This is a genomic window from Streptomyces sp. HUAS 31, from assembly GCF_028198125.1.
GTDB lineage: Bacteria > Actinomycetota > Actinomycetes > Streptomycetales > Streptomycetaceae > Streptomyces > Streptomyces chartreusis.
Window position 1 is genome coordinate 1,288,531 of the sequence record NZ_CP116353.1, and the last position, 26,300, is coordinate 1,314,830.

Annotated in this window: 23 protein-coding genes; 12 read left to right on the forward strand and 11 right to left on the reverse strand. The window is 71.4% G+C overall.

What is annotated here, in order from left to right; genetic code table 11:
- Window positions 1-277 precede the first annotated feature (277 nt).
- Window positions 278-838 carry a hypothetical protein gene (locus PGH47_RS05490; RefSeq protein WP_271662500.1) on the forward strand — a complete coding sequence of 187 codons (561 nt, stop codon included), beginning with the start codon at window positions 278-280 and terminating at the stop codon, window positions 836-838.
- Between the two features lie 351 nt (window positions 839-1,189).
- On the opposite strand, the gene menC is transcribed toward PGH47_RS05490, so the two are convergent.
- The gene (menC, locus tag PGH47_RS05495; RefSeq protein ID WP_271662501.1) at window positions 1,190-2,305 is read right to left on the reverse strand and encodes an o-succinylbenzoate synthase; all 1,116 of its coding nucleotides are present in this window, start codon (window positions 2,303-2,305) and stop codon (window positions 1,190-1,192) included.
- On the reverse strand, window positions 2,302-3,219 hold the full coding sequence (locus PGH47_RS05500; RefSeq protein ID WP_271662502.1) for a chorismate synthase: 918 nt from the start codon (window positions 3,217-3,219) through the stop codon (window positions 2,302-2,304). The genes menC and PGH47_RS05500 overlap by 4 nt, the downstream gene beginning before the upstream one ends.
- A gap of 162 nt (window positions 3,220-3,381) precedes the next feature.
- On the opposite strand from PGH47_RS05500, the gene PGH47_RS05505 reads away from it, so the two are divergent.
- Window positions 3,382-4,962, forward strand: a complete 1,581-nt coding sequence (locus tag PGH47_RS05505) for a PucR family transcriptional regulator (RefSeq protein WP_271662503.1) — start codon at window positions 3,382-3,384, stop codon at window positions 4,960-4,962.
- A gap of 107 nt (window positions 4,963-5,069) precedes the next feature.
- Here PGH47_RS05505 and dapE read toward each other — a convergent pair whose 3' ends face one another.
- From dapE to PGH47_RS05520, 3 genes are all read right to left on the reverse strand, one after another.
- A complete protein-coding gene (dapE, locus tag PGH47_RS05510) occupies window positions 5,070-6,131 on the reverse strand; it encodes a succinyl-diaminopimelate desuccinylase (protein ID WP_271662504.1) in 1,062 nt (353 codons plus the stop codon).
- Window positions 6,128-7,594: an amino acid permease gene (locus tag PGH47_RS05515; RefSeq protein ID WP_271662505.1), complete on the reverse strand. Its 1,467-nt coding sequence runs from the start codon at window positions 7,592-7,594 to the stop codon at window positions 6,128-6,130. Before PGH47_RS05515 ends, dapE begins: the two co-directional genes overlap by 4 nt.
- Window positions 7,595-7,849: 255 nt before the next feature.
- Window positions 7,850-8,272 (reverse strand): secondary thiamine-phosphate synthase enzyme YjbQ, encoded by a 423-nt coding sequence (locus PGH47_RS05520; protein ID WP_271662506.1) that lies wholly within the window; start codon window positions 8,270-8,272, stop codon window positions 7,850-7,852.
- Between the two features lie 123 nt (window positions 8,273-8,395).
- Between PGH47_RS05520 and PGH47_RS43215 the strand changes: the two genes are divergently transcribed.
- From PGH47_RS43215 to PGH47_RS05540, 5 genes are all read left to right on the forward strand, one after another.
- On the forward strand, window positions 8,396-8,479 hold the full coding sequence (locus PGH47_RS43215; protein WP_349817350.1) for a putative leader peptide: 84 nt from the start codon (window positions 8,396-8,398) through the stop codon (window positions 8,477-8,479).
- Window positions 8,480-8,606: 127 nt separating this feature from the next.
- On the forward strand, window positions 8,607-9,509 hold the full coding sequence (locus PGH47_RS05525; protein WP_271662507.1) for an ABC transporter permease: 903 nt from the start codon (window positions 8,607-8,609) through the stop codon (window positions 9,507-9,509).
- On the forward strand, window positions 9,482-10,255 hold the full coding sequence (locus PGH47_RS05530) for an ABC transporter ATP-binding protein (protein ID WP_271662508.1): 774 nt from the start codon (window positions 9,482-9,484) through the stop codon (window positions 10,253-10,255). The genes PGH47_RS05525 and PGH47_RS05530 overlap by 28 nt, the downstream gene beginning before the upstream one ends.
- A gap of 25 nt (window positions 10,256-10,280) precedes the next feature.
- The gene (locus tag PGH47_RS05535) at window positions 10,281-11,288 is read left to right on the forward strand and encodes an ABC transporter substrate-binding protein (protein ID WP_271662509.1); all 1,008 of its coding nucleotides are present in this window, start codon (window positions 10,281-10,283) and stop codon (window positions 11,286-11,288) included.
- Between the two features lie 43 nt (window positions 11,289-11,331).
- Window positions 11,332-12,417: an NAD(P)-binding domain-containing protein gene (locus PGH47_RS05540; protein WP_271662510.1), complete on the forward strand. Its 1,086-nt coding sequence runs from the start codon at window positions 11,332-11,334 to the stop codon at window positions 12,415-12,417.
- A 100-nt stretch (window positions 12,418-12,517) separates the two neighbouring features.
- Here the strand turns inward: PGH47_RS05540 and mltG are convergent, their stop codons facing one another.
- Both mltG and PGH47_RS05550 read right to left on the reverse strand, forming a co-directional pair.
- A complete protein-coding gene (gene mltG, locus PGH47_RS05545) occupies window positions 12,518-13,372 on the reverse strand; it encodes an endolytic transglycosylase MltG (protein WP_271662511.1) in 855 nt (284 codons plus the stop codon).
- 43 nt (window positions 13,373-13,415) lie between these two features.
- On the reverse strand, window positions 13,416-15,218 hold the full coding sequence (locus tag PGH47_RS05550; protein WP_271662512.1) for an ABC transporter ATP-binding protein: 1,803 nt from the start codon (window positions 15,216-15,218) through the stop codon (window positions 13,416-13,418).
- 112 nt (window positions 15,219-15,330) lie between these two features.
- Between PGH47_RS05550 and PGH47_RS05555 the strand changes: the two genes are divergently transcribed.
- Window positions 15,331-15,780 carry a MarR family winged helix-turn-helix transcriptional regulator gene (locus PGH47_RS05555; protein WP_271662513.1) on the forward strand — a complete coding sequence of 150 codons (450 nt, stop codon included), beginning with the start codon at window positions 15,331-15,333 and terminating at the stop codon, window positions 15,778-15,780.
- 93 nt (window positions 15,781-15,873) lie between these two features.
- Here PGH47_RS05555 and PGH47_RS05560 read toward each other — a convergent pair whose 3' ends face one another.
- The 3 genes from PGH47_RS05560 to PGH47_RS05570 form a co-directional block, all read right to left on the reverse strand.
- Window positions 15,874-17,241 carry a cation:dicarboxylate symporter family transporter gene (locus PGH47_RS05560; RefSeq protein WP_271662514.1) on the reverse strand — a complete coding sequence of 456 codons (1,368 nt, stop codon included), beginning with the start codon at window positions 17,239-17,241 and terminating at the stop codon, window positions 15,874-15,876.
- Between the two features lie 176 nt (window positions 17,242-17,417).
- Complete coding sequence (locus tag PGH47_RS05565; RefSeq protein WP_271662515.1) at window positions 17,418-19,049, reverse strand: peptide-N4-asparagine amidase; 1,632 nt, start codon at window positions 19,047-19,049, stop codon at window positions 17,418-17,420.
- A 51-nt stretch (window positions 19,050-19,100) separates the two neighbouring features.
- Window positions 19,101-19,856 (reverse strand): L,D-transpeptidase family protein, encoded by a 756-nt coding sequence (locus tag PGH47_RS05570; RefSeq protein WP_271662516.1) that lies wholly within the window; start codon window positions 19,854-19,856, stop codon window positions 19,101-19,103.
- A 190-nt stretch (window positions 19,857-20,046) separates the two neighbouring features.
- On the opposite strand from PGH47_RS05570, the gene PGH47_RS05575 reads away from it, so the two are divergent.
- The 4 genes from PGH47_RS05575 (at window position 20,047) to PGH47_RS05590 (ending at window position 25,291) form a co-directional block, all read left to right on the forward strand.
- Window positions 20,047-21,912: an ABC transporter transmembrane domain-containing protein gene (locus PGH47_RS05575; RefSeq protein WP_271662517.1), complete on the forward strand. Its 1,866-nt coding sequence runs from the start codon at window positions 20,047-20,049 to the stop codon at window positions 21,910-21,912.
- Complete coding sequence (locus PGH47_RS05580; protein WP_271662518.1) at window positions 21,909-23,696, forward strand: ABC transporter ATP-binding protein; 1,788 nt, start codon at window positions 21,909-21,911, stop codon at window positions 23,694-23,696. The genes PGH47_RS05575 and PGH47_RS05580 overlap by 4 nt, the downstream gene beginning before the upstream one ends.
- A gap of 698 nt (window positions 23,697-24,394) precedes the next feature.
- Window positions 24,395-24,865 (forward strand): DUF5709 domain-containing protein, encoded by a 471-nt coding sequence (locus PGH47_RS05585; protein ID WP_107911907.1) that lies wholly within the window; start codon window positions 24,395-24,397, stop codon window positions 24,863-24,865.
- 165 nt (window positions 24,866-25,030) lie between these two features.
- Window positions 25,031-25,291, forward strand: a complete 261-nt coding sequence (locus PGH47_RS05590; RefSeq protein ID WP_030962614.1) for a type B 50S ribosomal protein L31 — start codon at window positions 25,031-25,033, stop codon at window positions 25,289-25,291.
- A gap of 119 nt (window positions 25,292-25,410) precedes the next feature.
- Here the strand turns inward: PGH47_RS05590 and PGH47_RS05595 are convergent, their stop codons facing one another.
- Window positions 25,411-26,205 (reverse strand): metal-dependent hydrolase, encoded by a 795-nt coding sequence (locus PGH47_RS05595; protein WP_271662519.1) that lies wholly within the window; start codon window positions 26,203-26,205, stop codon window positions 25,411-25,413.
- Window positions 26,206-26,300 lie beyond the last annotated feature (95 nt).

Genomic DNA, 26,300 nt, shown 5'->3' on the forward strand with positions numbered 1-26,300 from the left:
CGAGCACGTACAGCGTACGGGCGGCGCCCCGGGAGGAGTGGGCGGCGGGTACGGGCCGTGACGCTGCGGGAGTGGGCGGCGCCGGGCGGTCCCGGCGCGCTCGAACGGCTCCGGCGTACTCCGACGGCATGGGGGCGCACGCCCTGCTATCTGCCTGTTTGGCGCGCGGGCGCTCACCCCATACGGGGAATTGAGCTCCCGCCGTATGGCCGCGGCACCCGCCACCCGGTGCACTAGTGCATCAACCGGGCGTCAGCGCACCACAGGGAGGCTCCTCATGGCACTCACGCAGTGGACGAATTCGATGGAATGGCTGGCAGCGGCGTCGGAGGACCCGGGCGCCTGCAAGCAGGAGTGGCAGAACGGCAGCACCGGGGTCGCGCTGCTGGAGGCCGGACGGTTCTGGGACGTGCTGATCGTGCCGGAGCAGCTGGGACTGCGGGTCGCCGACCTGCTGGAGGAGTTGCCGTTGCTCGAACCCGGCCCCTGTCTGCTGGACGCCCGGCGCCGCCATGTGGGCTTCCTGCTGCCCCCGGAGCCGCGGACCGTGTGGATCGGCACGGGGGTGCGACTGCTGGGCGCCGGGACCTGGATCGCCGCTCCCGCCCCGCACTGCCGCTGGGGCGCCCTGCGCTGGCTCGTGCCACCGGACGGCACCGGCACCCTCAACATGCCTGAAGTGCTGGAGGTGGCCCTGCAACGCTGCGCGGGCGAACTCTCCCGCCTCCAGGGGCACTGCGCGCCCGCCGCCCATGGCCATACGAATCCGGCCGAGCGGCCGGTCGAAGAAACGCAGCTGGTGCGTCAGTGCGCACTGGGGGAACACGCACGGCCGTGACGGGTCCCCGGTTCGGCAGCGCGGTCCGGGTGCTTCAAGTGCCGCCTCTCTCCCCCGGTTTCGGCTACGCCACCCGGGTGTCCGCGAGCCATCCGTGCAACCGCCCGATGCGGCGGCCCGCCTCCGTGAGCCGGCCGCCCACGAGCTGGACGACCAGCGGAATGTTCCTGCTGCCCTTGCGTAGAAGTACATCCGGTCGACGTCGGACTTGTGCATGTGGAGGCCGACCGGAATGAAACGCACGGCGTGGTCGTTGGCGTGCCGGTCGGATGTCTTGGCCCCGTCATCGCACTCGGCGACCGCTGCCAGCCACACGGACCCGCCCTGCGCCCCGTCACGGCCGTCGCCTGATCAATTCCGCCCCGCGTACAACTCCCGAGTCCCCGTCGTGAACCGGGCAAGCGCGTCCGGCAAGGGGTCGACGCCGATGCCCGGGGCAGTTGGTACTGGCAGGTGGCCGTCCTGAAGGACGAACGGTTCTGTGATGTCCTCGGCGAAGTAGCGGCTGGAGGCGGAGGTGTCGCCGGGCAGGGTGAAGCCCGGGAGGGCGGCGAGCGCCAGGTTGGGCGCGCGGCCGATGCCCGTCTCCAGCATGCCGCCGCACCACACCGGCACGCCGTGGGCGGCGGCCACGTCGTGGATACGACGGGCTTCCGGATAGCCGCCGACGCGGGCCGGCTTGACGTTGACGACCCGGCAGGCGTCCATCGCGATCGCGGACGCCGCGTCGCGCGCGGAGTGGATCGACTCGTCGAGGCAGACCGGAGTGGCCAGACGCTTCTGGAGCCGGGCATTGGCGTGGAGGTTGTTCTCCTCCAGCGGCTCCTCGATCAGCAGCAGCCCGAAGTCGTCGAGTTTCCGCAGGTGCTCGGCATCGGCGAGCGTGTAGGCGGTGTTGGCGTCGACCTGGAGCGGGAGCTCGCCACCGAAGCGGTCGCGCACGGCGCGCACCGGCTCGACGTCCCAGCCCGGTTCGATCTTCAGCTTGATGCGGAGGTAGCCCTCTTCGAGGTACCGCTCGACGTCGTCGAGCAGTTCGGACAGCGAGTCCTTGATGCCGACCGAGACGCCGGCGGGCACCCATTCGTGAACCGAGCCGAGAAAGGTCGCGAGGGACATCCTGTAGGCGCGCAGTTCGGCGTCCAGGAGGGCGGTTTCCAGGGCTGCCTTGGCGAGTTCGTGGCCCTTGACGGCTGCCAGGGCTGGGGCGACGGCCGCGGTCGTCGGCTCGGGCAGGGCGGCGACGCGGGGCAGCAGGAAGTCCCGGATGACGGTCTCGGCGCCGGCGACGAACTCCGAGCAGTACAGCGGCTGCGGGTCGGCGGCGAACTCGGACCAGCCCTCGGCCTCGTCGGTCACCACGTGCAGCAGGAAGGTGTCCTTGGTGGTCATCGTCCCGAAGGAGGTACGGAACGGGGTGACGAGCGGAATGGCGACATGGAGTAGTTCGACGCGTTCGAGCTTCATTTCCGCTCCTCGGAAGCAGATGGGAGATCGGGGGACGGGCGAGTCAGCAGGTACCAGCCGTCGCGGGACATGGCCGTCGCGCGCAGGCCCTCGGCGTACGTCTCCGTGAAGACTTCGCGCACAGCGTGCCGCCAGTCGAGCGCGAGCGCCGGGTCAGCGGCGCGGAGCGCGACAATGTCCTCGGGCACGCGGCACCACAGCCTGTCGGCGCCGCGCAGGGCGAGCGGGCCCCCGTCCGGTGCCCGGCGAACGACATCGGCGGCGAGGCGGCCCTCGGCCGGGTCGTCCTTTCGCGCGGTTCCGCTCACCAAGTCCCACGCGACGGTCAGCCGGTCGCTCTCGTCCCCGCTGTTCACGCCGTCGCTCATCGGGCCGTAGAAGTCGACCAGGTACTCACTGCCGACGGCGCCCAGCTTGACCAGGTTGAAGCGGGCGTTGCGGCTGACCAGCGGGTCGAAGGTCCAGCGCATCGTGGTGGCACCCCGTTCCAGGGCCCACAGCCGCTGCGCCTGCTTGACCGCGAGGCCGACACCACGGCCGGACGCGCTCGCCGCAGCCACGAACGAGTACACGTCCAGCTCGGCGGGCGGCCCGAACACCGCCACCGCCGCCCCGGCGAGCCGTTCGCCCCGCGCCCCGGCCGAGTACGCCGCGTGCACCGCGCCACCTGCGTGCACCAGGCTGTGCAGCACTTCCGAGGGGTAGGGCGGGGTGGCGCGTGGCATCTGCCACACATCGGCGAAGAAGTCGGCCACGGCACGGATACCGGCCACGTCGTGAACGGTACTGACCGTGACCCCGGCGGTACGGGCCGCGCCTTCGGCGACGCCCTCCCAGGCGACGCGGGCTGCTTCACCGGGCGGCATGCCGTCCGCCGCACCGGACCCGGCGGCGGAGTTCGTCACAGGTGTCATGACCTTGAGTCTCCAAGACCACGAGCCGTCGCCCATTGGCGTCAGGCACAATGAAGTCCCGCAACTCCATTGCGATCGGCCAAAGCCTTCAGTTGCGACCTCGGGATAAAACGCCAATCGTCCCTGTTTGACCGCCCCTCATCGAAGGAGCCCGCCCCGCCCGTGGACGCATGCACTTTCGAGGAACTTCTCGACACCCTCGGCGAACCCATGTTCCGCGTGCTCGCCGCCCCGGCCGACCTCACGGCGCCCGTCTCGGAGATCCTTCTGTACGACGCCGGGGCCCCGTTTCCGCGCAGCGCGCCCGGCGCCCTGCTGCTGGCGGTCGGGGCGCGAGCAGATGACATCGGGCCTCTGGCCCGCGATGCCGCGGCGGCCGGGATGGCCGGGCTGGTGGTCCGGGACCGGGACGGGCAGCCCGACACGGTGGCGGCGGCGAAGGCCCACGGCCTCGCGCTGCTCGCCATCGACGAGGAAGCCGCCTGGCACCACGTCCATCTTCTCCTGGCGTCCGCCAGCAGTTCCCGGCCCGGCGCGGCGGGCGACACGGCCGCCTTCGGGGACCTGTTCGCGCTCGCCAACGCGGTGGCCGGGGCCGTGGGCGGCGCGACCGTCGTCGAGGACGCCCGCCAGCGGATCCTGGCCTACTCCACCGTCCCCGGACAGACCGTCGACGAGGCCCGGCGGCAGGGCATCCTGGGCCGCCAGGTGCCGAGCAGCCCCGAAAACACCGAGCAGTACCGCGTCCTGTTCGCCGCACCCGGACCGGTACGCCTCGCCGCACTCGACGGTGACGAACTGCCGCGGCTCGCTGTCGCCATCCGCGCGGGCGGCGAGACGCTGGGGTCGGTGTGGGCTGTCGACGACGGGCGGCTCAGCCCCGATGCCGAGGAGGCTCTCATCCGGGGCGCGTCCACGGCCGCCCTGCTCCTGCTGCGGGCACGGGCGAGCGAGGAACTGTCCCGGCATCTGACGAGCGACCTGCTGCGCCGTCTCCTCGACGGGACCGTCGACGCCGCCGGCGCCGCGCACCGCCTCGGCCTCGCGCCCGGCTCACCGGTCCGTGTCGCGGCCTTCGCCCTCGACGGCGCGGCGTCCACGCCCGACGGGGAACAGACCGCGCTGCGGCTGCTGGACCTGGTACGGCTCCAGTGCCAGGCGCGGTACGGGTGGCACGCGTGCGTGCTGGTGGACGGGGCGGTGTACGCGCTCGTGCCGGTCGTCGGTGAGCGCGGCGGGGAGCGGCACAAGCGGCTCGTCGAGGACATCGTGCGGCGCGCCGGTCAGGCGCTGCGGGTGCCGGTACGGGCCGGACTGGGCGACGTGGCCGCGGACCTGGCGGCCGTACGCGGCTCGCGCGACGACGCCGACATCGTCCTGCGGGTACTCGGGCCGGACGAGGACGTCGCTTCCGTTGCCGAGGTTCGTGCCCGGGTCACCCTGCTCCGACTGCGTGAACTCATCGGATCGCAGAGGGACTTGACGGCAGGCGCCTGGCAGAAGGTGCAGGAGTACGACGCCGAGCAGGGCACCGACTACGCCAGGACCCTACTGTGCTGGCTGGACGCCGGATGCGAGATGGCGCGGGCGGCGAAGCTGCTCGCAGTGCACCCCAACACCTGCCGGTACCGCCTCAGGCAGATTCAGCAGCACCTCGCCATCGATCTGGACGACCCGGACGAGCGGTTGGTGCTGTGGCTGCAGCTGCGGACGCTCGGGGGCCTGCGGGGCCCCCACCGGTGAACCCCCCGCCGCAGGCCCTGGGTGGGGTTCACCCGTCGGCGTCATGGGACGCGACGGTCGGTGGCACGTGCCGTCCACCGACCTGGCGCACTGCGCCGCCGTGGAGTTCAGTCGCTCAGCCAGGCCGCGAGCTGGGCCTCGCACTTCCGCAGCTGCTCCACGGGCACGTACTCCCCGGCGGTATGCGCGAGAGCCGGGTCGCCGGGGCCGTAGTTGAGCGCGGGCGTGCCGAGCGCGGCAAAGCGGGCGACGTCGGTCCAGCCCAGCTTGGGCCGGGGGCTCGTACCCAGGACCTCGACGAGCGAGGCGATCGGGCCCCGCCCGAGCCCGGGCAGGGCTCCCGGCACGACCTCGGTGACCTCGACCTCGTACTCGGGGAAGAGTCCACGCAGATACGCCTCGGCCTGCTCGGCCGAACGGCTGGGCGCGAAGCGCAGGTTGACCGTGATCACGCACGTGTCGGGGACAACGTTCTCGGCGATGCCCGCGCGGACGGCGACCGCGTTCAGCCCTTCGCGGTACTCCAGGCCGTCGATGAGGATCCGCTCGGCCGTGTGGTGGTCCAGGCACTGGAGCACGGCCGCCGCTCGGTGCGCGGCGTTCACGCCCTTCCATGAGCGGGCGGTGTGCGCGCGCTCGCCGCGAACCATGATGTCCGCGTTCAGGACGCCCTGGCAGCCCGCCTCCACACCCGCGCCGGACGGCTCCATGAGGATCGCGAGGTCCGCCTTGAGCAGGTCGGGTCGTTCTCCGGCGATACGGTTCAGGCCATTGCGGTCACCGGACACCTCCTCGCACTCGTAGAAGACGTACGTGACGTCGCGTACCGGTGCGGTGAGGGTGGCCGCGAGGCGCAGGGCGACGGCGACGCCGCCCTTCATGTCGCACGCGCCGAGCCCGTGGAGCAGCTCTCCGTCCAGCCGCGACGGCAGGTTGCCGGCTGCCGGGACGGTGTCCAGGTGACCGCCGATGACCACTCGCTCGGCGCGGCCCGAATCGGTGCGGGCCACGACGGAGTTGCCGATGCGTTCGACCGTGAGATGCGCGCAGGCGCGCAGGGCGGACTCCACGGCGTCGGCGAGAATGGCCTCGTCGCCGCTCTCGGAAGGGGTGTCCACCAGGGCCCGGGTGAGGTCCACCAGGTCGCCGGCCGGGTTCAGCGCGGTCATACGACGGTCTCCTCCTGCGGAGCGGGCCGGCCCAGCCGGGAGTGCTTGATGCCGTAGAGCGCGTAGAGCGCGAACCCGACCGCCATCCACAGGCCGAACGCGACCCAGGTGGCGGTGCCCAGCCCCCACATCACATAACCGCAGCACAGCATGCCCAGCACGCAGGTCACCGGCGCGAGCGGTACCCGGAAGCTGCGCGGCGCTTCGGGGCTGCGCCGGCGCAGGATCAGCACAGCGCAGTTGACCAACGCGAACGCGAACAGGGTGCCGATGCTGGTGGCGTCCGCGAGCGCGCCCAGCGGCACCAGTGCGGCAAGCACCATGACGAACGCGGACACGATGACCGTGTTGGCGCGAGGTACCCCGGTCTTCGGGTGGACCTTGGCGAACAGTGGCGGCACCAGCCCGTCGCGCGCCATCGAGAACAGAATGCGGGTCTGCCCGTACTGCACGGCGAGGACGACGCTCGTGGTGGCGACGACCGCGCCGACGGACAGCAGGATCGGCCACAGGTTGCCGCCGCCGACCGAGCGGACCAGCACCTCGCTGAGGGTGGCCTCGGTACCGGCGAACTTCTGCCACGGCATCGCGCCGACCGCCGCGATCGCCACCGCGCAGTACAGCGCGGTGATGAGCCCGAGGGACAGGAGGATGGCGCGCGGCAGGTCACGCTGCGGGTTCTTGGCCTCCTCACCGGCCGTCGACGCGGCGTCGAAGCCGATGTACGAGAAGAACAGCGAGGCGGCGCCCGCACTCACACCCGCCATGCCGAGCGGGAACAGAGGCTGGAAGTTGCCGGCGCGAAACGCGGTGAGGGCGACGGCGCAGAACAGCACCAGGGCAGCCACTTTCACCGCCACCATGATCGTGTTGACGACGGCGCTCTCGCGGGCCCCCCGCAGCAGCACCGCCATGGCGAGGACGACGATCGCGGCGGCCGGAACATTCAGCACGCCGCCGACGCCGGGCGGGGCGGCCAGCGACTCGGGCAGCGTCCAGCCGACGGTGAGCTCCAGCAGTTCGTTCAGGTACTGTCCCCAGCCCACCGCGACGGCGGCGACCGAGACGCCGTATTCCAGCACCAGACACCAGCCACACACCCAGGCGACCAGCTCGCCAAGTGTGGCGTAGACATAGCTGTACGAGCTTCCGGCGCCCGGGATCATGCCCGCCAGCTCGGCGTAGGACAAGGCGGAGAACAGTGCCGTGATCCCGGCGAGTACGAAGGAGACCACGACGGCGGGGCCCGCCTCGGGCACTGCCTGGCCGAGGACGACGAAGATTCCGGTGCCCAGGGTGGCGCCCACGCTGAGCAGCGTGAGCTGTGTGAGCCCCATCGTCCGACGCAGCTCACCCCCACGGGCCTCGGCAACCAGATCGGCGACGTCCCGCCGCCGCGTCAGCCTGCTCGCAGTCCCGACCTCACCCGCCGGTCTTTGCGGTCTCGTCTGCACAGTGTCCACGCGCCCACTCCTCTCACAGCTGCCGTTCCGGCCCTTGATGATGCGGAACGGCGAGGTGGGGAGGGGTGTGCGTGTCGGCCAAGACAGTGCGGGCCGTTTTGGCCTTCTGGCCAATGCAGGGGGTCGACGCGCTCGGCAGGTCCGCACAGCCGCGGGCGTCTCGCAGATCGATGCACATCTATCGATGCACATCTGATGACGGTCGATCGCTCCGTTCGGTACGGCCGGACTGCAGAACCACAGTCGGCCCCCCCGTCACGCAAGGAACGACAACCGCACCTGCCGACGAGGATTGTCCTTGTTCGTATCCACGAGGCACACCGACTGCCAGGTTCCGAGCTCCAGGCGTCCGTCCACGACGGGCAGCGTCGCGTGCGGCGGGACGAGGGCCGGGAGGACGTGGTCGCGGCCGTGGCCGGGGCTGCCGTGGCGGTGCTGCCAGCGGTCGTCGGCCGGCAGGAGGGCGTGCAGGGCGGCCAACAGGTCGTCGTCGCTGCCCGCGCCCGTCTCGATGATCGCGACACCGGCCGTCGCATGCGGCACGAAGACGTTCAGCAGACCGTCGCGGCCCGCCGCCGCCTCCCGCAGGAAGGCCTCGCAGTCGCGGGTGAGATCCACGACCCGCTCCGAGGAGCCGGAGGCGACGTTCAGAACTCGGGTGGTGAAGGCGTCTGACATGCCCTCCATCCTCGCCCATGCGGCGGATTCCACGCGTCGGGAGAGGGCCGGAGGGTGATACGCAAGGTCCACTTCGCGAGACACCGTTGACCATGACCACGCCATCTGGCTACTTTCGGCGGCATGTTGCGTTCAGCCCTGCTCACCACGCGCGGTCACATCGACCTGCTGCGGGTGGCCTCCGCCGCGTGTCGCCGCGGCTGCTGACGCCCTTCTTCCTCCCCGCCTCCTCCGCATCCGCGGCATCGCTCTGCGCTCACCCCTGACCTCCGGGTGAGACACGGCGACGCCGGGGCGCGCCCCCCACCGGTCGCCGACCACCCGTGGAGCACCCATGAGCATCAGCCATGCCCCGCCCGACGCCTCCGAGCCGGATATTTCCGATATACGCGACGACAGACTCGTCAAGGCCGACGCCGGCGCCCCCGCCCCTCCCGAACTCGAACCCCTCGTCCCCACCTCCGCCCGCCGCGCCCGCGTCCCGCGCTGGCTGCGCCGCACGAGCGGCCCCGTGCTCCTCCTGATCCTGTGGCAACTGCTCAGCGGTACGGGCGTGCTGGCCTCCGACGTCCTCGCCTCGCCCGGCCGTATCGCCCAGGTCGCGGGCGACATGATCGCCGACGGTTCACTGACCTCGGCCATGGGGACGTCCCTCCGGCGCGTCGCCGCCGGGCTGGCGTTCGGCACTCTCGTGGGGACCGGACTCGCCCTGGTCTCGGGCCTGTTCCGGATCGGCGAGGACGTCGTGGACGCGCCCGTGCAGATGCTGCGGACCGTGCCGTTCGTCGGGCTGATCCCGCTGTTCATCATCTGGTTCGGCATCGGCGAGGCACCCAAGATCGCCATCATCACGCTCGGCGTGACGTTCCCGCTGTACCTGAACGTCTACGCCGGCATCCGGGGCGTGGACACCCAGTTGATCGAGGCCGGGGAGTCGCTCGGGCTGTCCAGGTGGGGGCTCGTACGGCATGTCGTGCTGCCCGGTGCGCTGCCGGGCGCTCTGACCGGCCTGCGCTACTCGCTCGGCATCGCCTGGCTCGCGCTCGTCTTCGCCGAGCAGGTCAACGCCGATTCCGGCATCGGGTTCCTGATGGTGCAGGCCCGGGACTTCCTGCGGACCGACGTGATCGTGGTCTGCCTGATCGTGTACGCCTTCCTCGGCCTGCTCGCCGACTTCATCGTCCGCTCCCTCGAAAGGCTGCTGCTGCAATGGCGACCGACGTTCACCGGCCGGTGAGCCCCGAGGCCACGGAGGCCGGCCGTCCCGTGGCGGTTCCGCAGGCCGTGCACGTGTCGGGACTGACCCGCTCCTTCGACGGGCGCGCGGTCATCGACCGGCTCCGACTCGACGTCCAGCCGGGTGAGTTCGTCGCCCTGCTCGGGCGCAGCGGCTGCGGCAAGTCCACCCTGCTGCGGATCCTCGCCGGTCTCGACCGCGACATCGAGGGCACCGTCCTGGTGCCGCGTCGCAAGGCCGTCGCGTTCCAGGCGCCGCGGCTGATGCCGTGGAAGAAGGTGTGGCGCAACGTGCTGCTGGGGCTGCCGGGCAAGCCGGGCCGCGCGGTCGCCGAGCGAGCGCTTCAGGAGGTCGGCCTGGACCACCGTACGGACGCCTGGCCCAAGACGCTGTCCGGCGGTGAGGCACAACGCGCCTCGCTGGCACGGGCTTTGGTCCGCGAGCCGGATCTGCTGCTGCTCGACGAGCCGTTCGGCGCGCTCGACGCGCTCACCCGGATCAAGGCCCAGCGCCTGGTCGGCGAGTTGTGGCAGCGGCGCGGCTGCGCGGTGCTGCTCGTCACGCACGACGTCGAGGAGGCCGTGCTTCTCGCCGACCGCGTTCTCGTGATGGACGACGGGGTGATCGCGCACGAGCAGCGCATCGACCTCGACCGTCCCCGCGACATCGCCGACCCCCGCTTCGCCGAACTGCGCGCCGGACTCCTCGAACGCCTCGGCGTCGACACCGCCGCCGAAGCCGCCTGATCACCCTCCCCGGAACGGAACAGCCATGCGACGACCCCTCGTCCCCGCCGCGCTCCTCCTCCCCCTCGCCCTTCTGCTCACCGCCTGCGGCGGGAACTCGTCAGCCGCGACGGACACCGACGGCCAGGGCTCCCTCACGCTCGACGTGGGTGACCAGAAGGGCGGTTCGGAGGCGATCCTGCGCGCCGCCGGAGAGCTCGAGAACCTCGACTACAAGATCAAGTGGTCGACCTTCACCTCCGGCCCGCCCCTGTTGGAGGCCGTCAACGCCAAGGCCGTGGACATCGGCGGCGTCGGCAACACACCGCCCGTCTTCGCGGCGGGCGCCGGCTCGAAGATCACGGCGGTCGCCGCATTCAAGGGCACGTCCAGGGGCGACGCGATCCTTGTGCCGAACGACTCGAAGCTGACCGGACCTGAGCAGCTCAAGGGCAGGTCGATCGCCGTGGCGCAGGGCTCCTCGGCCAACTACCAGCTCGTCGCGTCGCTCAGGAAGGCCGGGCTGAGCCTGAGCGACGTCGAGGTCAAGTATCTGCAACCGGCGGACGCGCTGGCCGCGTTCACCGCCGGCAAGGTCGACGCGTGGGCGGTGTGGGACCCGTACACCTCGCAGGTGCTGGTGTCGAAGCAGGGCCGGGTCCTGACGACCGGTGACGGGATCACCAACGGGCTGACCTTCCAGGTGGCGGCGCCCTCCGCCCTTCAGGACAAGAAGAAGGCCGCGGCCATCGAGGACTACCTTCAGCGGCTGCGGCGCGCCACGGCCTGGGTGTACGACCACCAGGAGGAGTGGGCGAAGGTGTGGGCGAAGGACACGGGGCTGCCCTACGAGGTGGCGCTGGCCTCGGTGAAGCGCACCAACGCCACCCGGGTGTCGGTCGCGGTCGACAAGCCGCTCATCGCCTCGGAGCAGGAGATCGCCGACACCTTCACCGAGCTGAAGCTCATCCCGAACAAGGTGGACTTCGGCGACTTCGTGGACCCGCGCTACAACGGCGACCTGCCGCCGTCGACCACACAGACCCGCAGGTAGACCCCGGGGGAAGATCCACGCCCCCGAGGTGGTTCGTAGAAGCGTGAACAACATCGAGGCGGTCGAAACGGTCGACGTGGTCGTCACAGGCGCTGGTCAGGCAGGTCTGTCCAGCGCCTATCACCTGCGGCGCACCGGCTTCGAGCCGGGCCGTGACTTCGTCGTCCTCGACCACTCCCCGGGTCCGGGCGGCGCCTGGCAGTTCCGGTGGCCGTCCCTGACGTACGGCAAGGTGCACGGGATGCACTCGCTGCCCGGCATGGAACTGACCGACGCGGATCCCGCGCGGCCGTCCTCCGAGGTCATAGCCGAGTACTTCGACACCTACGAGCGGACCTTCGAACTGCGGGTGCGGCGGCCCGTCGACGTGCGTGCCGTGCGCGAGGGCCCGGACGGGCGGCTGCTCGTCGAGACCTCGGCGGGAACCTGGGCCACGCGTGCCCTGATCAACGCGACCGGCACCTGGGACCGGCCGTTCGTGCCGCGCTACCCCGGCCAGGAGACGTTCCGGGGGCGGCAGCTGCACACCGCGCAGTACCCGGGGCCACAGGCGTTCGCGGGCCGGCGGGTCGTGGTCGTGGGCGGCGGCGCCTCCGGCACCCAGCATCTGCTGGAGATCGCGCCCCACGCGGCGGCCACGACGTGGGTCACCCGGCGTCCGCCGGTGTTCCGCGAGGGCCCCTTCACCGAGGACGTGGGCCGGGCGGCGGTCGCACTCGTGGAGGAGCGGGTCCGGCAGGGCCTGCCGCCGAAGAGTGTGGTCTCGGTCACGGGGCTGCCGCTGAACGACGCCGTCCGGCAGGGACTGGCGGACGGGGTCCTGGACCGCCGCCCCATGTTCGAGCGGATCACACCGGACGGGGTGGAGTGGAGCGACGGGCAGCGCGTGGATGCCGACGTCATCCTGTGGGCGACCGGCTTCCGCGCCGTCATCGACCATCTCGCCCCGCTGCACCTGCGCGAGCCGGGCGGCGGCATCCGCGTGGAGGGGACGCGCGCGGTCGCCGACCCGCGTGTCCACCTCGTCGGCTACGGCCCGTCCGCCAGCACGATCGGCGCCAACCGGGCCGGCCGTGCGGCCGTACGGGACATCAGGCGGCTGCTGGCCGAGGAGCCGGTGGCCGCGTGAGGTGCGGGCGCGGCGTCAGGCGGGCAGTGCGGGCCGCGGCTCGCCGGGACGGCGGGGCGGTGGGCCGGCCGGGCCGGTATCCGCGTGACGTCCCGCCGGCTCACCCGGTGGGCTTCGGGCTCGCCTTCTTCTGCCGGGCGTTGAACTCGGCGACATTGCGCTGGTGTTCCGTGTAGTCGGCCGTGAAGCGGGTGTCGCCCGCCTTGACGGTGACGAAGTACAGCCAGTCACCGGCCGCCGGACTGATCGCGGCGTGCATCGCCTCGTCGCCCGGGCTGCCGATCGGCGTGGGCGGCAGGCCCATGCGCTGGTACGAGTTGTAGGGGCTCTCGATCCGGGTGTCGGCCTCGGTCGTCCTGAGTGTGGAGCGCTTCAGGGCGTAGTTGACGGTGGAGTCCATCTGGAGCGGCATGCCGCGTTCGAGCCGGTTGAAGATGACCCGGGCCACCTTGGCCATGTCGGCCTTGGTGGCGGCCTCGGCCTGGACGATGCTCGCGATCGTGACCGCCTGATAGACGTTCATGGCGTTGCGCTGCGCGCCCGCGGCGATGGGGGCGCCGCCGAACTTCTGGTTGGCGGTGTCGACCATGGCCGACAGCAGCGAATCCGGCGTCGCCCTCTTCCCGTTCTTCTCCAGCGGGTACGTCGCCGGGAAGAGGTAGCCCTCGGGGTTGCCGTCGGCGTCGTTCGGCAGCTTCAGGTCGAGCTTGTCGAGGGACTTCTTCGTGGTGCCGGACGGCAGGGCGAGGGCCTTGTCGACGGCCGTGTACACCTGGCCGGCGCGCCAGCCCTCCGGGATCACCAGCGAGGTGGGCCGGGCCGCCTCCTCCTCGCCCATGACCAACAGCGGCACCGCCACGGCGGTGCCGGCCACGACGGCGCCGGCGGCGATGAGAGCAATTCGTCCCCGGCGCGTCAGTCGAATCGTGCTCCGTGGCGGAGTGTTCAAGTACATGCGGGCACGGTATCCCGCACATGGTCACAAACCCGGCATAACGTCACCCTGTGGGCTCAAGTTGGGCATCACGCCTGACCAGCGCCGCATAGCGCCCGTCCCGCTCCAGCAGTTCCTCGTGCGTACCCCGCTCCGCAACCTGCCCCGCGTCGAGGACCACGATCTGGTCGGCGCCCCGGATGGTGGACAGCCGGTGCGCGATGGTGAGCGTGGTGCGGTTGGCGGACAGGGCGTCGATGGCGTCCTGGACGGCGTGCTCGGTGCGCGTGTCCAGGGCGCTGGTCGCCTCGTCGAGGATGAGCACCGGCGGGTCGCGCAGGATGGTGCGGGCGATCGCCAGGCGCTGCTTCTCGCCGCCGGAGAAGCGGTGGCCGCGCTCGCCGACGACGGTGTCGTAGCCGTCGGGCAGGGACGCGATGTGGTCGTGGATCTGGGCCGCCCGCGCCGCCGCGCGCAGTTCCTCGTCGGTGGCGTCGGGCTTGGCGAAGCGCAGGTTGTCGGCGACCGTGGCGTGGAAGAGGTACGTCTCCTGCGAGACGACGCCGACCGCGCAGGCCAGGGTGTCGAAGTCGAGGTCGCGCACGTCCACGCCGTCGAGGGTGACCCGGCCGCCCGTCACGTCGTACAGCCGCGGCACGAGATGGCCGAGGGTCGACTTCCCGGCGCCGGTCGGGCCGACGACCGCGAGACTGCCGCCCGCCGGGACGGTGACGTCGATGCCGTCGAGGATCGGGCCGCCCTTACCGTCGTAGCCGAACTCGACGTTCTCGAAGCGGACCTCGCCCTTGACGCGGTCGAGGTGGACGGGCTCCTCGCGCTCGGTGATGTCGATGGGCAGGTCGAGGTACTCGAAGATGCGCTGGAAGAGCGCGAGCGAGGTCTGGATCTGGACGCCGGTGGACAGCAGGCTGACCGCCGGGCGGAACAGGCCCTGCTGGAGCGAGACGAAGGCGACGATCGTGCCGATGGAGACCTGCGGGCCGCCGACCTGGAGGACCACGCCGGCGGTCCAGTAGATGAAGGCGGGCATGGCGGCCATGACCATGGTGATGACGGCCATGCGCCAGCGGCCGGCCATGTTCGACCGCACCTCGAGGTCGACGAGCTGCTCGGACTCGTCGGCGAAGGCCTTGGTCAGCGAGTCGGAGCGGCCCATGGTGCGGCCCAGCAGGATGCCGCTGACGGAGAGCGACTCGGTGACGGTGGCGGCCATCGCGGCCATCTGCTTCTGGCGCTGGGTGGTGATCTTCTTGCGTTCGTTGCCGACGCGGCGGCTGATCCAGACGAAGACCGGCAGCAGGAGCAGCGAGACGACGGTCAGTCGCCAGTCCAGGGCGATCATCGCGACGATCGTGGCGACCACACTGGTCAGGTTGGAGACCAGGGAGGTCGCCGTGGAGGTGACGGTCGCCTGCATGCCGCCGATGTCGTTGGCGATGCGGGACTGGACCTCGCCGGTGCGGGTGCGGGTGAAGAAGGCGAGCGACATGCGCTGGAGGCGGCCGTAGACCGCGGTGCGCAGGTCGTGCATGACGCGCTGGCCGACGGTCGTCGAGATCAGGGTCTGGAGCACGCCGAAGACGCTGGTCAGGACGGCGCTGAGGATCATGCCGAGCGCGAGCAGGCTGAGCAGGCCGGTGCGGCCCTCGGGGATGGCGACGTCGAGGATCGCCTTGAGCAGGAACGGCGTGGCGACGCCGACCAGCGACGAGGCGCCGACAAGCAGACCGACGACCGCGAGGCGGCCGCGGTAGGGACGGAAGAGTCTGAGGATGCGACGCACCTGCCGCGGCTGTTCCTGCTCGGCGGCGGATGGCGTCCAGGCGGTCTCGTGGTCGGGATGCATGGGCTCCTACGGAGGTGTGGCGATGCGGACGGACGACCCTCAGGGCCGCTGACGGAGCTTAGCTCATTGTTACCTATGCTCACAATGAACAAGGTCCTGATATTGTTCCCGCATGACCACCTCCGATCCCGACGGCCCGCTCGCCGAGCAGTTGCTGCGCTTCACCCGCCGGGTGCACCGGATCCAGAAAAGGCACCTCCATGAGTGCGGTCTGGGTGTCACCCCGGCCCAGTCCCGCCTGCTGCGCACCCTGGCGCACTACGACTCGCCGCCCCGGATGGCCGACCTCGCCGAACGCCTCGAAGTGGTCCCGCGCGCGGTGACGACACTGGTCGACGGCCTGGAGGCGAGCGGCAAGGTCCGCCGCGCACCGGACCCGACGAACCGCCGGGTGATCCGCATCGAACTCACCGAGGACGGCCGCAAGGCCCTACGGGAGCTGCACGGCGCACGCCGGTCGGCAGCCGAGGAGATCCTGGCACCGCTGACGGACGAACAGCGGGCGGTGCTGGGAGAGCTGCTGGATACCTTGATCGACGGGGGTGGGGAGCGGGGGTGCTGAGCGCCCCGTGAGCGGGAAAGGGCCGTGGCCGCCGCTCCCGTGCTGCGGGAGCGGCGGCCACCCCTTCGCGAAGACTGCGGCTGCGTACTGGCCTCAGCCGGGCTCGGCGGCCGTTTCCTTCTTGAGCTCCTGTGGCTGCCCGGTCGGCTCCTCGTCCTCCAGGTCGACCTGGAGCTCGCCGTCGAGGACCTTCTTGGCCCGCTCCCGGTCCAGCGCCCCCTCCCAGCGGGCGACCGCGAAGACGGCGACGCAGTTGCCGAGGAGGTTGGTGACGACGCGCATCGAGTCCATGATGCGGTCCACGCCGAGCAGCAGGGCGACGGCACCGGCCGGGATCGCGCCCAGCGAGGAGGCTGTGGCCGACAGCGCCAGGAAGGCCGAGCCGGGGATGCCCGCCATGCCCTTGCTGGTCAGCATCAGCACCAGGACGACGGTGATCTGCTGACCGAGGCTCAGGTCCACGCCCACGGCCTGGGCGATGAACAGCGTGCCGATGGAGAGGTAGAGCGAGGCACCGTCGAGGTTGAAGGAGTAGCCCGTCGGCAGCACCAGACCCACGGCGTCGTCGCGGGCGCCGGCCTTGCGCAGCTTCTGCATCACCCGCGGCAGGACCGACTCGGTGGACGCGGTGCCGAGGGCGAGCAGCATCTCCTCACGGATGTAGCGCAGGAACTTCCACAGGCTGAGCCCGGTGACCGCCTTGAGGGCGAGGGCGAGCAGGCCGATGAACAGGGCGGCGGCCAGGTAGCACAGGACGATCAGCTTGCCGTAGGTCTCGATGACGCCGAGCCCGTAGTTGCCGACCAGGACGGCCATCGCGCCGAACACCGCGATCGGGGCCAGCCGCATCACGAAGCCGACGATCGCGAAGATGATCTCCTGGGCCTGCTCGATGGCGGGCAGCACCTGCGGCACCTTGGTGTGACCGATATGCAGGAGCGCCGCGCCCACCAGGCAGGCCAGGACGAGGACCTGGAGGAGGGAGTTCTCGGCGAAGGCGCCGATGAAGGAGGTGGGTACGGCCTCCAGCACGAACTCCGTCGTCGACGGCAGATGACCGCCGCCCGTCTTCGCGTCGACCGCCGAGGCGTCCAGCGTGGCGGGGTCGACGTTCATCCCCGACCCCGGCTGGACGACGTTGGCGGCGAGGAGGCCGATGACCAGCGCGAGCGTGCTCGCGACCTCGAACCAGATCAGGGCCTTGAGCCCGATCCGGCCGAACGCCTTCAGATCACCGGCCTTGGCGATGCCGACGACGACCACACAGAACACCAGTGGCGAGATGATCGTCTTGATGAGCCGGATGAAACCGTCGCCGAGCGGCTGGAGATCCGCGCCGAAGCCGGGCCACAGCTTCCCGACGACGATTCCGAGTACGAGCGCGCAGGCGACCTGCGCGAAGAGAGAGGTACGCAGTATGCGTGCGACGCGTCGCGGCAGGGACGGTACGGACGGCGGCACGGGGCACTCCTTGGGGACGGCGGCACACAGAAGTCCCCTGGTACGGCTGGGACTTCTGCCATACGGAAAGCGCATTCCGTTCGGATCACTCTGCGGGTGATGTTGGTCCCGCACAAGACCGCCGTGTTGCTTCCGCGTAAATCGCGCCCCGCGTGACGCATCGCACGCACCCCGCCTCAGCAGCGGATTCGATCCTCGGTGAGCACTCCCTGCACGCTCGTCAGAGAACGGTCGTGGCAGCCGTCCGAGCCGTACGCCCGATAGCGCTCGCTCGTCGTACCGACCGCGTGCCGTTGGTCGCGCGGCACGTTCAACGTCCAGGCGGCGTCGCCCGTGTAGGTGTCGTCGACCCGCGACCAGTGCGTCCGCCGGCCGTCCTGGGTGGTCACGACGGCGGCACGGTCACCGAGGGTCAGCACGGTGCGCAGCCGGTCGTCCGAGCCGATGACGATCGAGCCTTCCATCGTGTACGTCCGCTGGGTGCGGGTCGTGCGGGCCGGCCCGCGTCCGTCCACGGTGACCGACTGCTCGTCCGTCCAGGTGGCTTCGAGGGCGTCCAGATTCTCGCCGTCGGTCCAGCGGTGCGCGGAGTCGTTGGTGAGCGAGCGGCGCACGGTGGTCGTCACCCGGCCGTGCGAGGTGTCGACGTACCCGGCCACGGTCAGCCGGTGACCACCCTCCGTGTCCACCCGGTGCTGCGAACCGGGCGTGTACGCCGAGGAGTTGGAGAGGTCGCCTGCCCGGTGCACGGTGAGCTTGCCGGTGACGTGCGCGCGCTCGGCGTCCTGCCAGACGAGGACGTTCACGGGTGCGCTCCAGCCGCTCTGCCCCTCGGGGACGCCGACGACGGAGACCTCGACGCGGTGCGGGCGGCCGTCGTTGAGCAGGCCGGCGAAGGGCGTGAGGTCGTACTCGATCGGCTTGACGTCGAATGCACGCGGCCCCGGAACGACGTACCAGAGGAAGGGGTTGGACCAGCCGCCCGTCCACACATGCGGGAACGGCGCGGCGATTCCGGCGAGTTGACCGTCGACCTTGATCTGCACCTCGCGGTACGGTCCCCCGGCCGCCTTGCAGGAGTAGGGCGCCGCGTCGGGTGCCGCCAGGTACCAGAACTCCTCGCAGCCGCCGCCGGAGCCGGTGGCATACACCTCGGCGACGATGCGTTCGCTGTTGCGCGGGGTGGTCAGCGTGCCGTCCCGGAGGGTCAGGACGCGGTCGGGGTTCGCGGCCGGGCGGCCGGCGTAGAACGTCAGCGTGACCTTGACGTCGATGACGCCCGTGTACGTGTCGTCGACGACGTTCCCGATGAGCATCTCGACGTCCCGGTCGCCGCGGAAGGTGTCGCTGTAGCGCGTGACGTCCTTCTCCACGGACCACTCGATGCCGTCGGGCGACGGCTCCGGAGTCGACGTACGGAAGATCTCGACCCCGCCGATGTGCAAATAGCCGAGCCGGTCGTACTGGCGTCCCTTGACCTTGCCGTCCATCCGCAGCACGACCTTGCTCCAGCGGCCGCCGCAGCCGTCGGGGGGCGAGTAAGTGCCCTTGTACGGGGTGAAGTCGCGGAACTGCGCCTCGGCGACGGTGACTTGGCAGGACTTGCCGGAGGGCCGGGTCACGGGCGGGGCGGCGGCTATGGGGTCGTGCCAGTCGGTGGCGAACTCGGCGGGGACGTCGGCCGGTTGGGCCGCTTCTTCGGCTGCGGGTCCGGCGGATTCGGCCGCCGGGGCCGGGCTCGCTCCGAGGAGGGTGCTCGCCAGGAGGGTTGCCCCCGCGAGCATGGACATGACGATCCGTCTCTTCATGGGCGGTGTTCTACGGGGAGTCGGGCACCCGCCGCAATGACGCCTTCCCCGTCAGCGCGCGGCCTTCAGGTGCGCCTTGTCCCCCATCACCACCACCGGATGCAGGTCCGGATCGAGCGTGCGCAGCAGATACTCCATCCCCGATTCGGACAGACTCACGCAGGCCGACGTGCCACTGCCGTGGTCCATGTGCAGCCAGATGCTTCCACCGCGGTCGTCCCCCTCGGGGCGGGTGGGGTCGTTGGGCGGGGTGCCCTTGACGCGGTTGTAGTCGATGGCGATGACGTAGTCGAAGTCGTGCCAGTGCGACTTGGCCCACCAGCGCGGCGCCGCGAAGGCCGCCGACCTGGTGTACGGCAGCCTGGCCCCGGGGTCCTTCAGTACGCCGCCCGCGTCGCTGAGCGTGAACACACCGACGGGGCTGCGCTTGTCGTCCTCGCGGTGGTCGGTGGTCCAGCCCCTCTTGCCGTTGTGCGCGGGCCAGGCGCGGACGCGGTCCCAGTCGGTGCCGTGCTTCGTGTAGAGCACGACGGTGGAGTCCGCGGAGTCCTCGGCGTCGCCGTAGACCGCCACGACCTGGCGGGAGTCGGCGGGGATGCGTCGCTGCCAGTGGTCGCCGACGCCCGGGATGCGCGTCGGATCGGTGGTCTCGGCCGATCGGCTGGGCGCCGAGTCGCCGACGTCCCTGCCGGCACCGTCCCGCGCCCCGTCCCGCGCGCCGCCGCACGCCGTCAGGGTCGCCGTCGCCAGCAGGGTTCCGAGTGCCGCAGTCGCCACCGTCGCGCGCCATGTTCCGCCGTTCCGCATCGCTCCATGGTCGCACCGCGTCCGGCATGGGGGCCGGAACTGAGCGGCCCGTTGGAAAACCGTTTGCGTCCGGCGACGCCACGACGCGAACCTGTCACGGTTTGCTGCCGCCGTGCGCTGCCCGTTCCGCGCAACGGCCGTCAATCAACCCCATCCCTCCCCCCTCACTGACACGAGCCACTGGGACGTCATGCAGATTCAAGACCTTCCGTACCCCGACCCGGGTGTGCCGGACGCCCGCTCAGGTCCCCGATTCCTGTGGTGGCTCTTCAGGAACCAGCTGGACGGCCAGCTCAAGGCCCTGGCCTGGGGACTGTTGCACTTCCTCTCCGTCTCCGCGCTGCCGTTCTGCGTCGGCGTCGCCGTGCAGGCCGTCGTCGACCGTTCCGGCAGCCGGCTCGCTCTCGCGGGCGGCCTCCTCGCCCTGTGCTGCGCCGGCAACGCGATCGGCGAGACCTTCCTGCACCGCACCGCCGTCACCAACTGGATCACGGCCGCCGCCCGCGTCCAGCAGGTACTGGCCCGCAAGACCGCGCAACTGGGCTCCGCCCTGACCCGGCGCGTCGCGGCCGGCGAGGTCGTGGCCGTCTCCACGGGTGACGTCGAGAAGATCGGCTGGTTCGTCGAGGCATGGTCCCGGTTCACCGCGGCGGCCGTCACCATCGTCGTGGTCTGCGTCGGCCTCGTCGTCTACCAGCCCGAGCTGGGCACGGTCGTCGCTGTGGGCCTGCCGGTACTGGCGATCGCCGTACTGCCCCTGCTGCCGCGCGCCACCCGACGGGCCGACGTCCAGCGCGAGAAGGCGGGCCGCGCCACCGAGCTCGCCTCCGACACCGTCGCCGGCCTGCGCGTCCTGCGCGGCATCGGCGGCGAGGAGCTCTTCCTCGACCGCTACCGCAGCGCCTCCCAGGAGGTACGCCACGCGGCCGTGCGCAGCGCCCGGATGTGGTCCCTGATCTCCGCGATCCAGGTGCTGATGCCGGGCCTGCTGCTGATCGCGGTGGTCTGGTACGGCGTCCACCTCGCCCGCCGGGGCCAGGTGAGCATCGGCGAACTGGTCACCGTCTACAGCTCGATCATGATCCTCACCTACCCGCTGCGGCACTTCGAGGAGATCGCCATGGCGTACTCCTTCTCCCGGCCCTCGGCCAGGCGCGCCGCCCGCGTGCTGTCGCTGGAGCGGGCCACCGACACCGGCGGGTCGCGGGACGGGGCGGAGGTGCCGTCCGGCGATCTGTACGACCCGGCCACGGGACTGCTCGCGCCCACGGGACGGCTCACCGCCGTGGTGTGCGGCGACCCCGACGCGGCGGGTCGGCTGGCCGAACGGCTGGGCGGACACCCCTCCGAGGAGAGCACCTCGGTGCTGCTCGGCGGCGTCCCGCTCGACGAGTTGCCGCTCGACAACGCCCGTACGGCCGTCCTCGTGCAGGACAAGGACCCGGTACTGCTCTCCGGCACCTTGCGCGAACTGCTCGACGTGCCCAGGTCGGGCGACGTCCGCCCCGAGGACGCTTTGGCGGCCGCACAGTGCGAGGACGTCCTGGCCGCGCTGGTCCAGGGTTCGCTCGACGCCGATGACCCGATGGACGCCCTGATCACCGAGCGCGGCCGGTCGCTGTCCGGCGGGCAGCGCCAGCGCCTCGCGCTCGCGCGGTCGCTGATCACGGATCCGGGCGTGCTCGTCCTTGACGAGCCGACCTCGGCCGTCGACTCCCACACGGAGGCCCGCATCGCGCACGGCGTGCGGAAGCTGCGGGCCGGGCGCACGACCGTGGTGTTCACCTCCTCTCCCCTGCTCCTGGACCGCGCCGACCGGGTCGTCCTGATCCACGACGGCGAGGTCGCGGCGATCGGCCTGCACCGCGAACTGGTGCACGCCGAGCCCCGGTACCGGGCCGTGGTGACGCGGGAGACGGAGGAAGAGGCGGCGGAGACGAAGACCGCTCGCGGCGACGGGCCGGCCGGGGACCGACCGGTCAAGGCGTCGCTCGAAGAAGTACTCAAGGAAGAAGAAGTACTCAAGGAACTGGAAGAGATCGAGGAGTCGGCATGATCGGCGTTGCGCCACCGGAGTACGACCCGGCGGCCCCGACGACGGCGAACACCCTGCCGGTCGGCGCCCCCACGACCGTACGCGCCTATGTGGTGGAGCTGTTCCAACGGCACCGCCGAGCCTTCCTGCTGCTCGTCACCGTCAACACGGTGGCCGTGCTGGCGTCGATGGCGGGCCCCTGGCTGCTCGGCGGCCTGGTCGAGCGGGTCTCGGACGGAGCCCCCGAGCACGAACTCCATCTGGAGCTCACCGTCGGCCTGTTCGTGGCCGCGCTCGTCGTACAGGCCGTGTTCGTACGACAGGTGCGGCTGCGCGGCGCGATGCTCGGCGAACGGATGCTGGCCGATCTGCGCGAGGACTTCCTCGTACGGTCGGTCGGGCTGCCGCCCGGCGTCCTGGAGCGCGCCGGGACGGGCGACCTGCTGTCCCGGATCACGACGGACATCGACCGGCTGGCCAACGCCATGCGCGAGGCCGTGCCGCAGCTCGCGATCGGCGTGGTGTGGGCTGCCCTGCTGCTGGGCGGGCTGATCATCACCGCGCCACCGCTCGCCGCCGCGGTGCTGCTCGCCGTGCCGCTGCTGGTGATCGGCTGCCGCTGGTACTTCAAGCGGGCGCCCGCCGCCTACCGCTCGGAGGCCGCCGGGTACGCCTCGGTCGCCGCCGCGCTCGCCGAGACCGTGGACGCCGGGCACACCGTCGAGGCCCATCGCCTCGGCGCCCGCCGGGTCGAGATGTCGGACCTGCGGGTCAAGCAGTGGACGGCGTGGGAGCGGTACACGCTCTGGCTGCGGTCGGTGCTCTTCCCGATCATCAACGTCACCCATGTGACCGTCCTCGCCTCCGTCCTCATGATCGGCGGGGTCTTCGTACTCCAGGGCTGGATCGGGGTCGGTCAGCTGACGACCGGCGCGTTGATCGCGCAGATGCTGGTCGACCCGGTGGGCCTGATCCTGCGCTGGTACGACGAGCTCCAGGTGGCCCAGGTGTCGCTGGCCCGGCTGGTCGGGGTCCGGGACATCGAGCCGGACGCCGGGGACACCGAGCTGGCGCCCGCCGGCCGTGACGTGCACGCCGACCGGGTGCACTTCGGCTACCTGGAGGGCGTGGACGTGCTGCGCAAGGTCTCCCTGGAGGTCGCGCCCGGCACCCGGCTGGCCCTGGTCGGCCCCTCGGGCGCCGGCAAGTCCACGCTGGGCAGGCTGCTCGCCGGGATCTACGCGCCCCGCGACGGCCGGATCACCCTCGGCGGGGCCGAACTGTCCCGGATGACCGCCGAGCGCGTCCGCTCCCATGTCGCCCTGGTCAACCAGGAGCACCACGTGTTCGTGGGTTCCCTGCGCGACAACCTGCTCCTGGCCCGCACCGACGCGGCCGACGCCGAGCTGTGGGCGGCACTGGGCGCGGTGGACGCCGACGCATGGGCGCGTGCGCTCGACGACGGCCTCGACACCGAGGTCGGCTCGGGCGGCTTCGGGCTCACCCCTGCCCAGGCCCAGCAGATCGCCCTGGCCCGCCTGGTGCTGGCCGACCCGCACACGCTGGTCCTGGACGAGGCGACGTCCCTTCTCGACCCGCGAGCAGCCCGCCACCTGGAACGCTCCCTCGCCCGCGTCCTCGACGGTCGCACGGTCGTCGCCATCGCCCACCGCCTCCACACCGCCCATGACGCGGACGTCATCGCCGTCGTGGAGAACGGCCGGATCAGCGAGCTGGGCAGCCACGAGGAACTGGTGGCGGCGAACGGTGCGTACGCGGCGCTGTGGCGGTCCTGGCATGGGTGAGCGGGGTGTGAGGGCGGGGTGCCGGAGCCGGCGGGCTTCGGTCGGGGTCCTGGTAGGTCATGGCGGCAGGGGGCTGGTGGGTGCTGGCGGCAGGGGCCCTGGTGGGTGCTGGCGGGCTGTGGCCGGGACGGTGTGGAGGCGGCGGGTCCCGCTGCCGCGGCCGGCTGCGGTCGAAGCCAGGCCGGCGTCTGCCACGACCTGAGCAGCGTCGGCCGGCTGCGGCCGTGCCGGGCCGGCGTTCGCCGTGGCCAGGGCCGTGTCGGTCGGCTGCGGTCGTGCCGGGCTGGCTCTGATGAGGCCAGGGCAGCATCGGTCGGCTGCGGCCGTGGCCCCGCACACGGCGGTCATGACCTGGCCGTGTCGGTCGGCTGCGGTCGTAGCGAGGCCGGCGTCCCCGTGACGTGGGCAGCGTCGGCCCTCGCCAAGCCGGGGGATCCTTGTCCGGCGGACTGAACCTCGCCCCGCCGCCTCCGCCCGGCATGACCGCACGGACCGAGCCCGGATGCATCCGGAGTGGTCGCCTCTGCCCGTGCCGTTGCGCCGGGGCGAAAAGGGGTGGAAGGCTGGATAGCGGCACCGGTTCGGGGAGCACCCGGGAACCTCGCGGTTCGCGCCGGGTGCGGCCTGTGCCCCGCGCCGCGACGGCCCGTCGCTCGCCGCGGTGGGTTCAGGCCCGTCCGCACCACCTGGAGGTACCCGTGAACAGCGCCGAGGGATGGGGTGACGACGTCTACCAGCCCGACGCTTCCGATCAGCGTGAGGACACGGGGCTGCTGGACGCGGAGGACACCCTGGAGAACGACGGCGTCGACGACCCCCTGGACCGTGGCTGGTCCCCACCGGACCGACCATGGGCCGTGGAGCACTCCGGTGTCACGGCCGCCGAACGCCACGAGGGCGAGACCCTCGACCAACGTCTGGCCGAGGAGATGCCGGACCTTGCCACGCCCGACGGCGACGGCATGGGCGACGCCGAGGGCACGGACGGAGAACTCCTCGACAACGAGGTCGGCGCCCTGCGCTCCGGCCGCCTCGTGGCACCCGACGAGGGCGCCCACGAGGACGACGAGAGCGCGCTCGTCGCGACGGACGTGGGCATCGACGGCGCGGCGGCGTCCGCCGAGGAGGCCGCCATGCACATCGTCGACGAGGATTCCCTGTCCGGTTGACGAAGGCGGCACCCGTGGCACCCGAGCCTCCGGCGCCCGCCCGCTCCGTCCCGTGGTCCCCGCGATCGCGGTGGCCGCCCCACCGGCTTCGCCCGCAACCCCACCGGCTTCATCCGTCGCCCCCAGGCCGTCGGCCCCGCCGGTCCCGCCACCCGAGGAGCTCGCATGCAGCAGGACAAGCACCCCGACTACCACGCGGTCGTCTTCCGTGACCGCGCCGCAGGCTACGCCTTCCTGACCCGTTCCACCGCGACCAGCGACCAGACCATCGAGTGGGACGACGGCGCGACCTACCCGGTCGTGGACGTCGAGATCTCCTCGGAGAGTCACCCCTTCTACACCGGCAAGGCCAGAACGGTGGACTCCGAGGGCCGCGTCGCCGCCTTCGAGCGGCGCTACGGCGGTGGTACCGGAGAAGCCGGCTGAAACTGCCGGGAGGCAGGTGAGGCGGGTGAGGCTGGTGAGCGCCCCGGAGGTCGCCGGCGTGCCGCTGTCCGGTTGCGCGGGCGGGTCACCGCGACGGTGCCGCCTACGCCGCCGCCCGCTCAGATCACGTTGAGCGCCGCCGCGCAGCCCACTCCGCCGAGCAGCATGAACACCGGCATCAGCACCTTGAGCTCGACCCAGCTGCCGGCCCGGAACCGCATGGGCTTGGGCGGCCCCAGCGGGTACCAGCGCTTGCGGCCCACCGGGATCGGCCACAGGATCGGGCAGCCGGACACCGTCAGCGCGTCCCCGATGTCGTGCACCAGCGCGCCCAGCACGATGGGCAGCCCCAGCCACAGATACTCCTGGCCGGGCGCCGTGAACAGCCAGTCCGACCCGTTGCCCGGCTTGTCCAGCACACCCGCGAGGATCCACGCGCTGGTCGCCGCCAGCAGCCACACCAGGACATCGCTGCTGGAGCCCCGGGCCGCCCGCCACAGCAGACCCTCGATCGCCAGCACCATGTGCACGAAGAGGATCGCCAGTACCGCCCAGCGGCCACCTGTGATCGCCAGCGCCGAGGTGCCACCGCCGATCATGACCGCCCACAGCCAGGTGTGGGTGAGCGTGCGATGCCCACCGGAACGACGCGGATCGCCCTGCTTCTTCGTCGCCTTGTAGACGGCGTACGACAGCTTGTCGACGATCTCGCACAGCCAGCGCGACACCGGGCCGAAGGACCGCGAGATCGTGGCCGCCTTGTGGTCGAGATCCGGGGCGAGTGCGGCTCCGGCGCAGATCAGCGCGCCGGCGAGAAGCACGGGCCAGGGCATTCCGTGCCCGGCCGCGGTGGCGGCCGCTCCGACCCCGAGCCAGGCGGCGGCGCCCGACAGTGAGTGTGCTGGTCCCATCATGGCCGTTGCCCGCCCCATTCCTCGTGTGCCGCTGTCCAGTTGACCGGGATCGCTGACTTGTCGTCGGCGACACAGCGTAGCGTTCGCGATCTTCG

Bases quoted from the DNA above. Each gene is read 5' to 3' on its own strand.
- PGH47_RS05490 (WP_271662500.1), top strand. From the start codon at position 278: ATGGCACTCACGCAGTGGACGAATTCGATGGAATGGCTGGCAGCGGCG.
- menC (WP_271662501.1), bottom strand. From the start codon at position 2,305: ATGAAGCTCGAACGCGTCGAACTACTCCATGTCGCCATTCCGCTCGTC.
- PGH47_RS05500 (WP_271662502.1), bottom strand. From the start codon at position 3,219: ATGACACCTGTGACGAACTCCGCCGCCGGGTCCGGTGCGGCGGACGGC.
- dapE (WP_271662504.1), bottom strand. From the start codon at position 6,131: ATGACCGCGCTGAACCCGGCCGGCGACCTGGTGGACCTCACCCGGGCC.
- PGH47_RS05520 (WP_271662506.1), bottom strand. From the start codon at position 8,272: ATGTCAGACGCCTTCACCACCCGAGTTCTGAACGTCGCCTCCGGCTCC.
- PGH47_RS43215 (WP_349817350.1), top strand. From the start codon at position 8,396: ATGTTGCGTTCAGCCCTGCTCACCACGCGCGGTCACATCGACCTGCTG.
- PGH47_RS05525 (WP_271662507.1), top strand. From the start codon at position 8,607: ATGAGCATCAGCCATGCCCCGCCCGACGCCTCCGAGCCGGATATTTCC.
- PGH47_RS05530 (WP_271662508.1), top strand. From the start codon at position 9,482: ATGGCGACCGACGTTCACCGGCCGGTGAGCCCCGAGGCCACGGAGGCC.
- PGH47_RS05535 (WP_271662509.1), top strand. From the start codon at position 10,281: ATGCGACGACCCCTCGTCCCCGCCGCGCTCCTCCTCCCCCTCGCCCTT.
- mltG (WP_271662511.1), bottom strand. From the start codon at position 13,372: ATGTACTTGAACACTCCGCCACGGAGCACGATTCGACTGACGCGCCGG.
- PGH47_RS05550 (WP_271662512.1), bottom strand. From the start codon at position 15,218: ATGCATCCCGACCACGAGACCGCCTGGACGCCATCCGCCGCCGAGCAG.
- PGH47_RS05555 (WP_271662513.1), top strand. From the start codon at position 15,331: ATGACCACCTCCGATCCCGACGGCCCGCTCGCCGAGCAGTTGCTGCGC.
- PGH47_RS05565 (WP_271662515.1), bottom strand. From the start codon at position 19,049: ATGAAGAGACGGATCGTCATGTCCATGCTCGCGGGGGCAACCCTCCTG.
- PGH47_RS05570 (WP_271662516.1), bottom strand. From the start codon at position 19,856: ATGCGGAACGGCGGAACATGGCGCGCGACGGTGGCGACTGCGGCACTC.
- PGH47_RS05575 (WP_271662517.1), top strand. From the start codon at position 20,047: ATGCAGATTCAAGACCTTCCGTACCCCGACCCGGGTGTGCCGGACGCC.
- PGH47_RS05580 (WP_271662518.1), top strand. From the start codon at position 21,909: ATGATCGGCGTTGCGCCACCGGAGTACGACCCGGCGGCCCCGACGACG.
- PGH47_RS05590 (WP_030962614.1), top strand. From the start codon at position 25,031: ATGCAGCAGGACAAGCACCCCGACTACCACGCGGTCGTCTTCCGTGAC.
- PGH47_RS05595 (WP_271662519.1), bottom strand. From the start codon at position 26,205: ATGATGGGACCAGCACACTCACTGTCGGGCGCCGCCGCCTGGCTCGGG.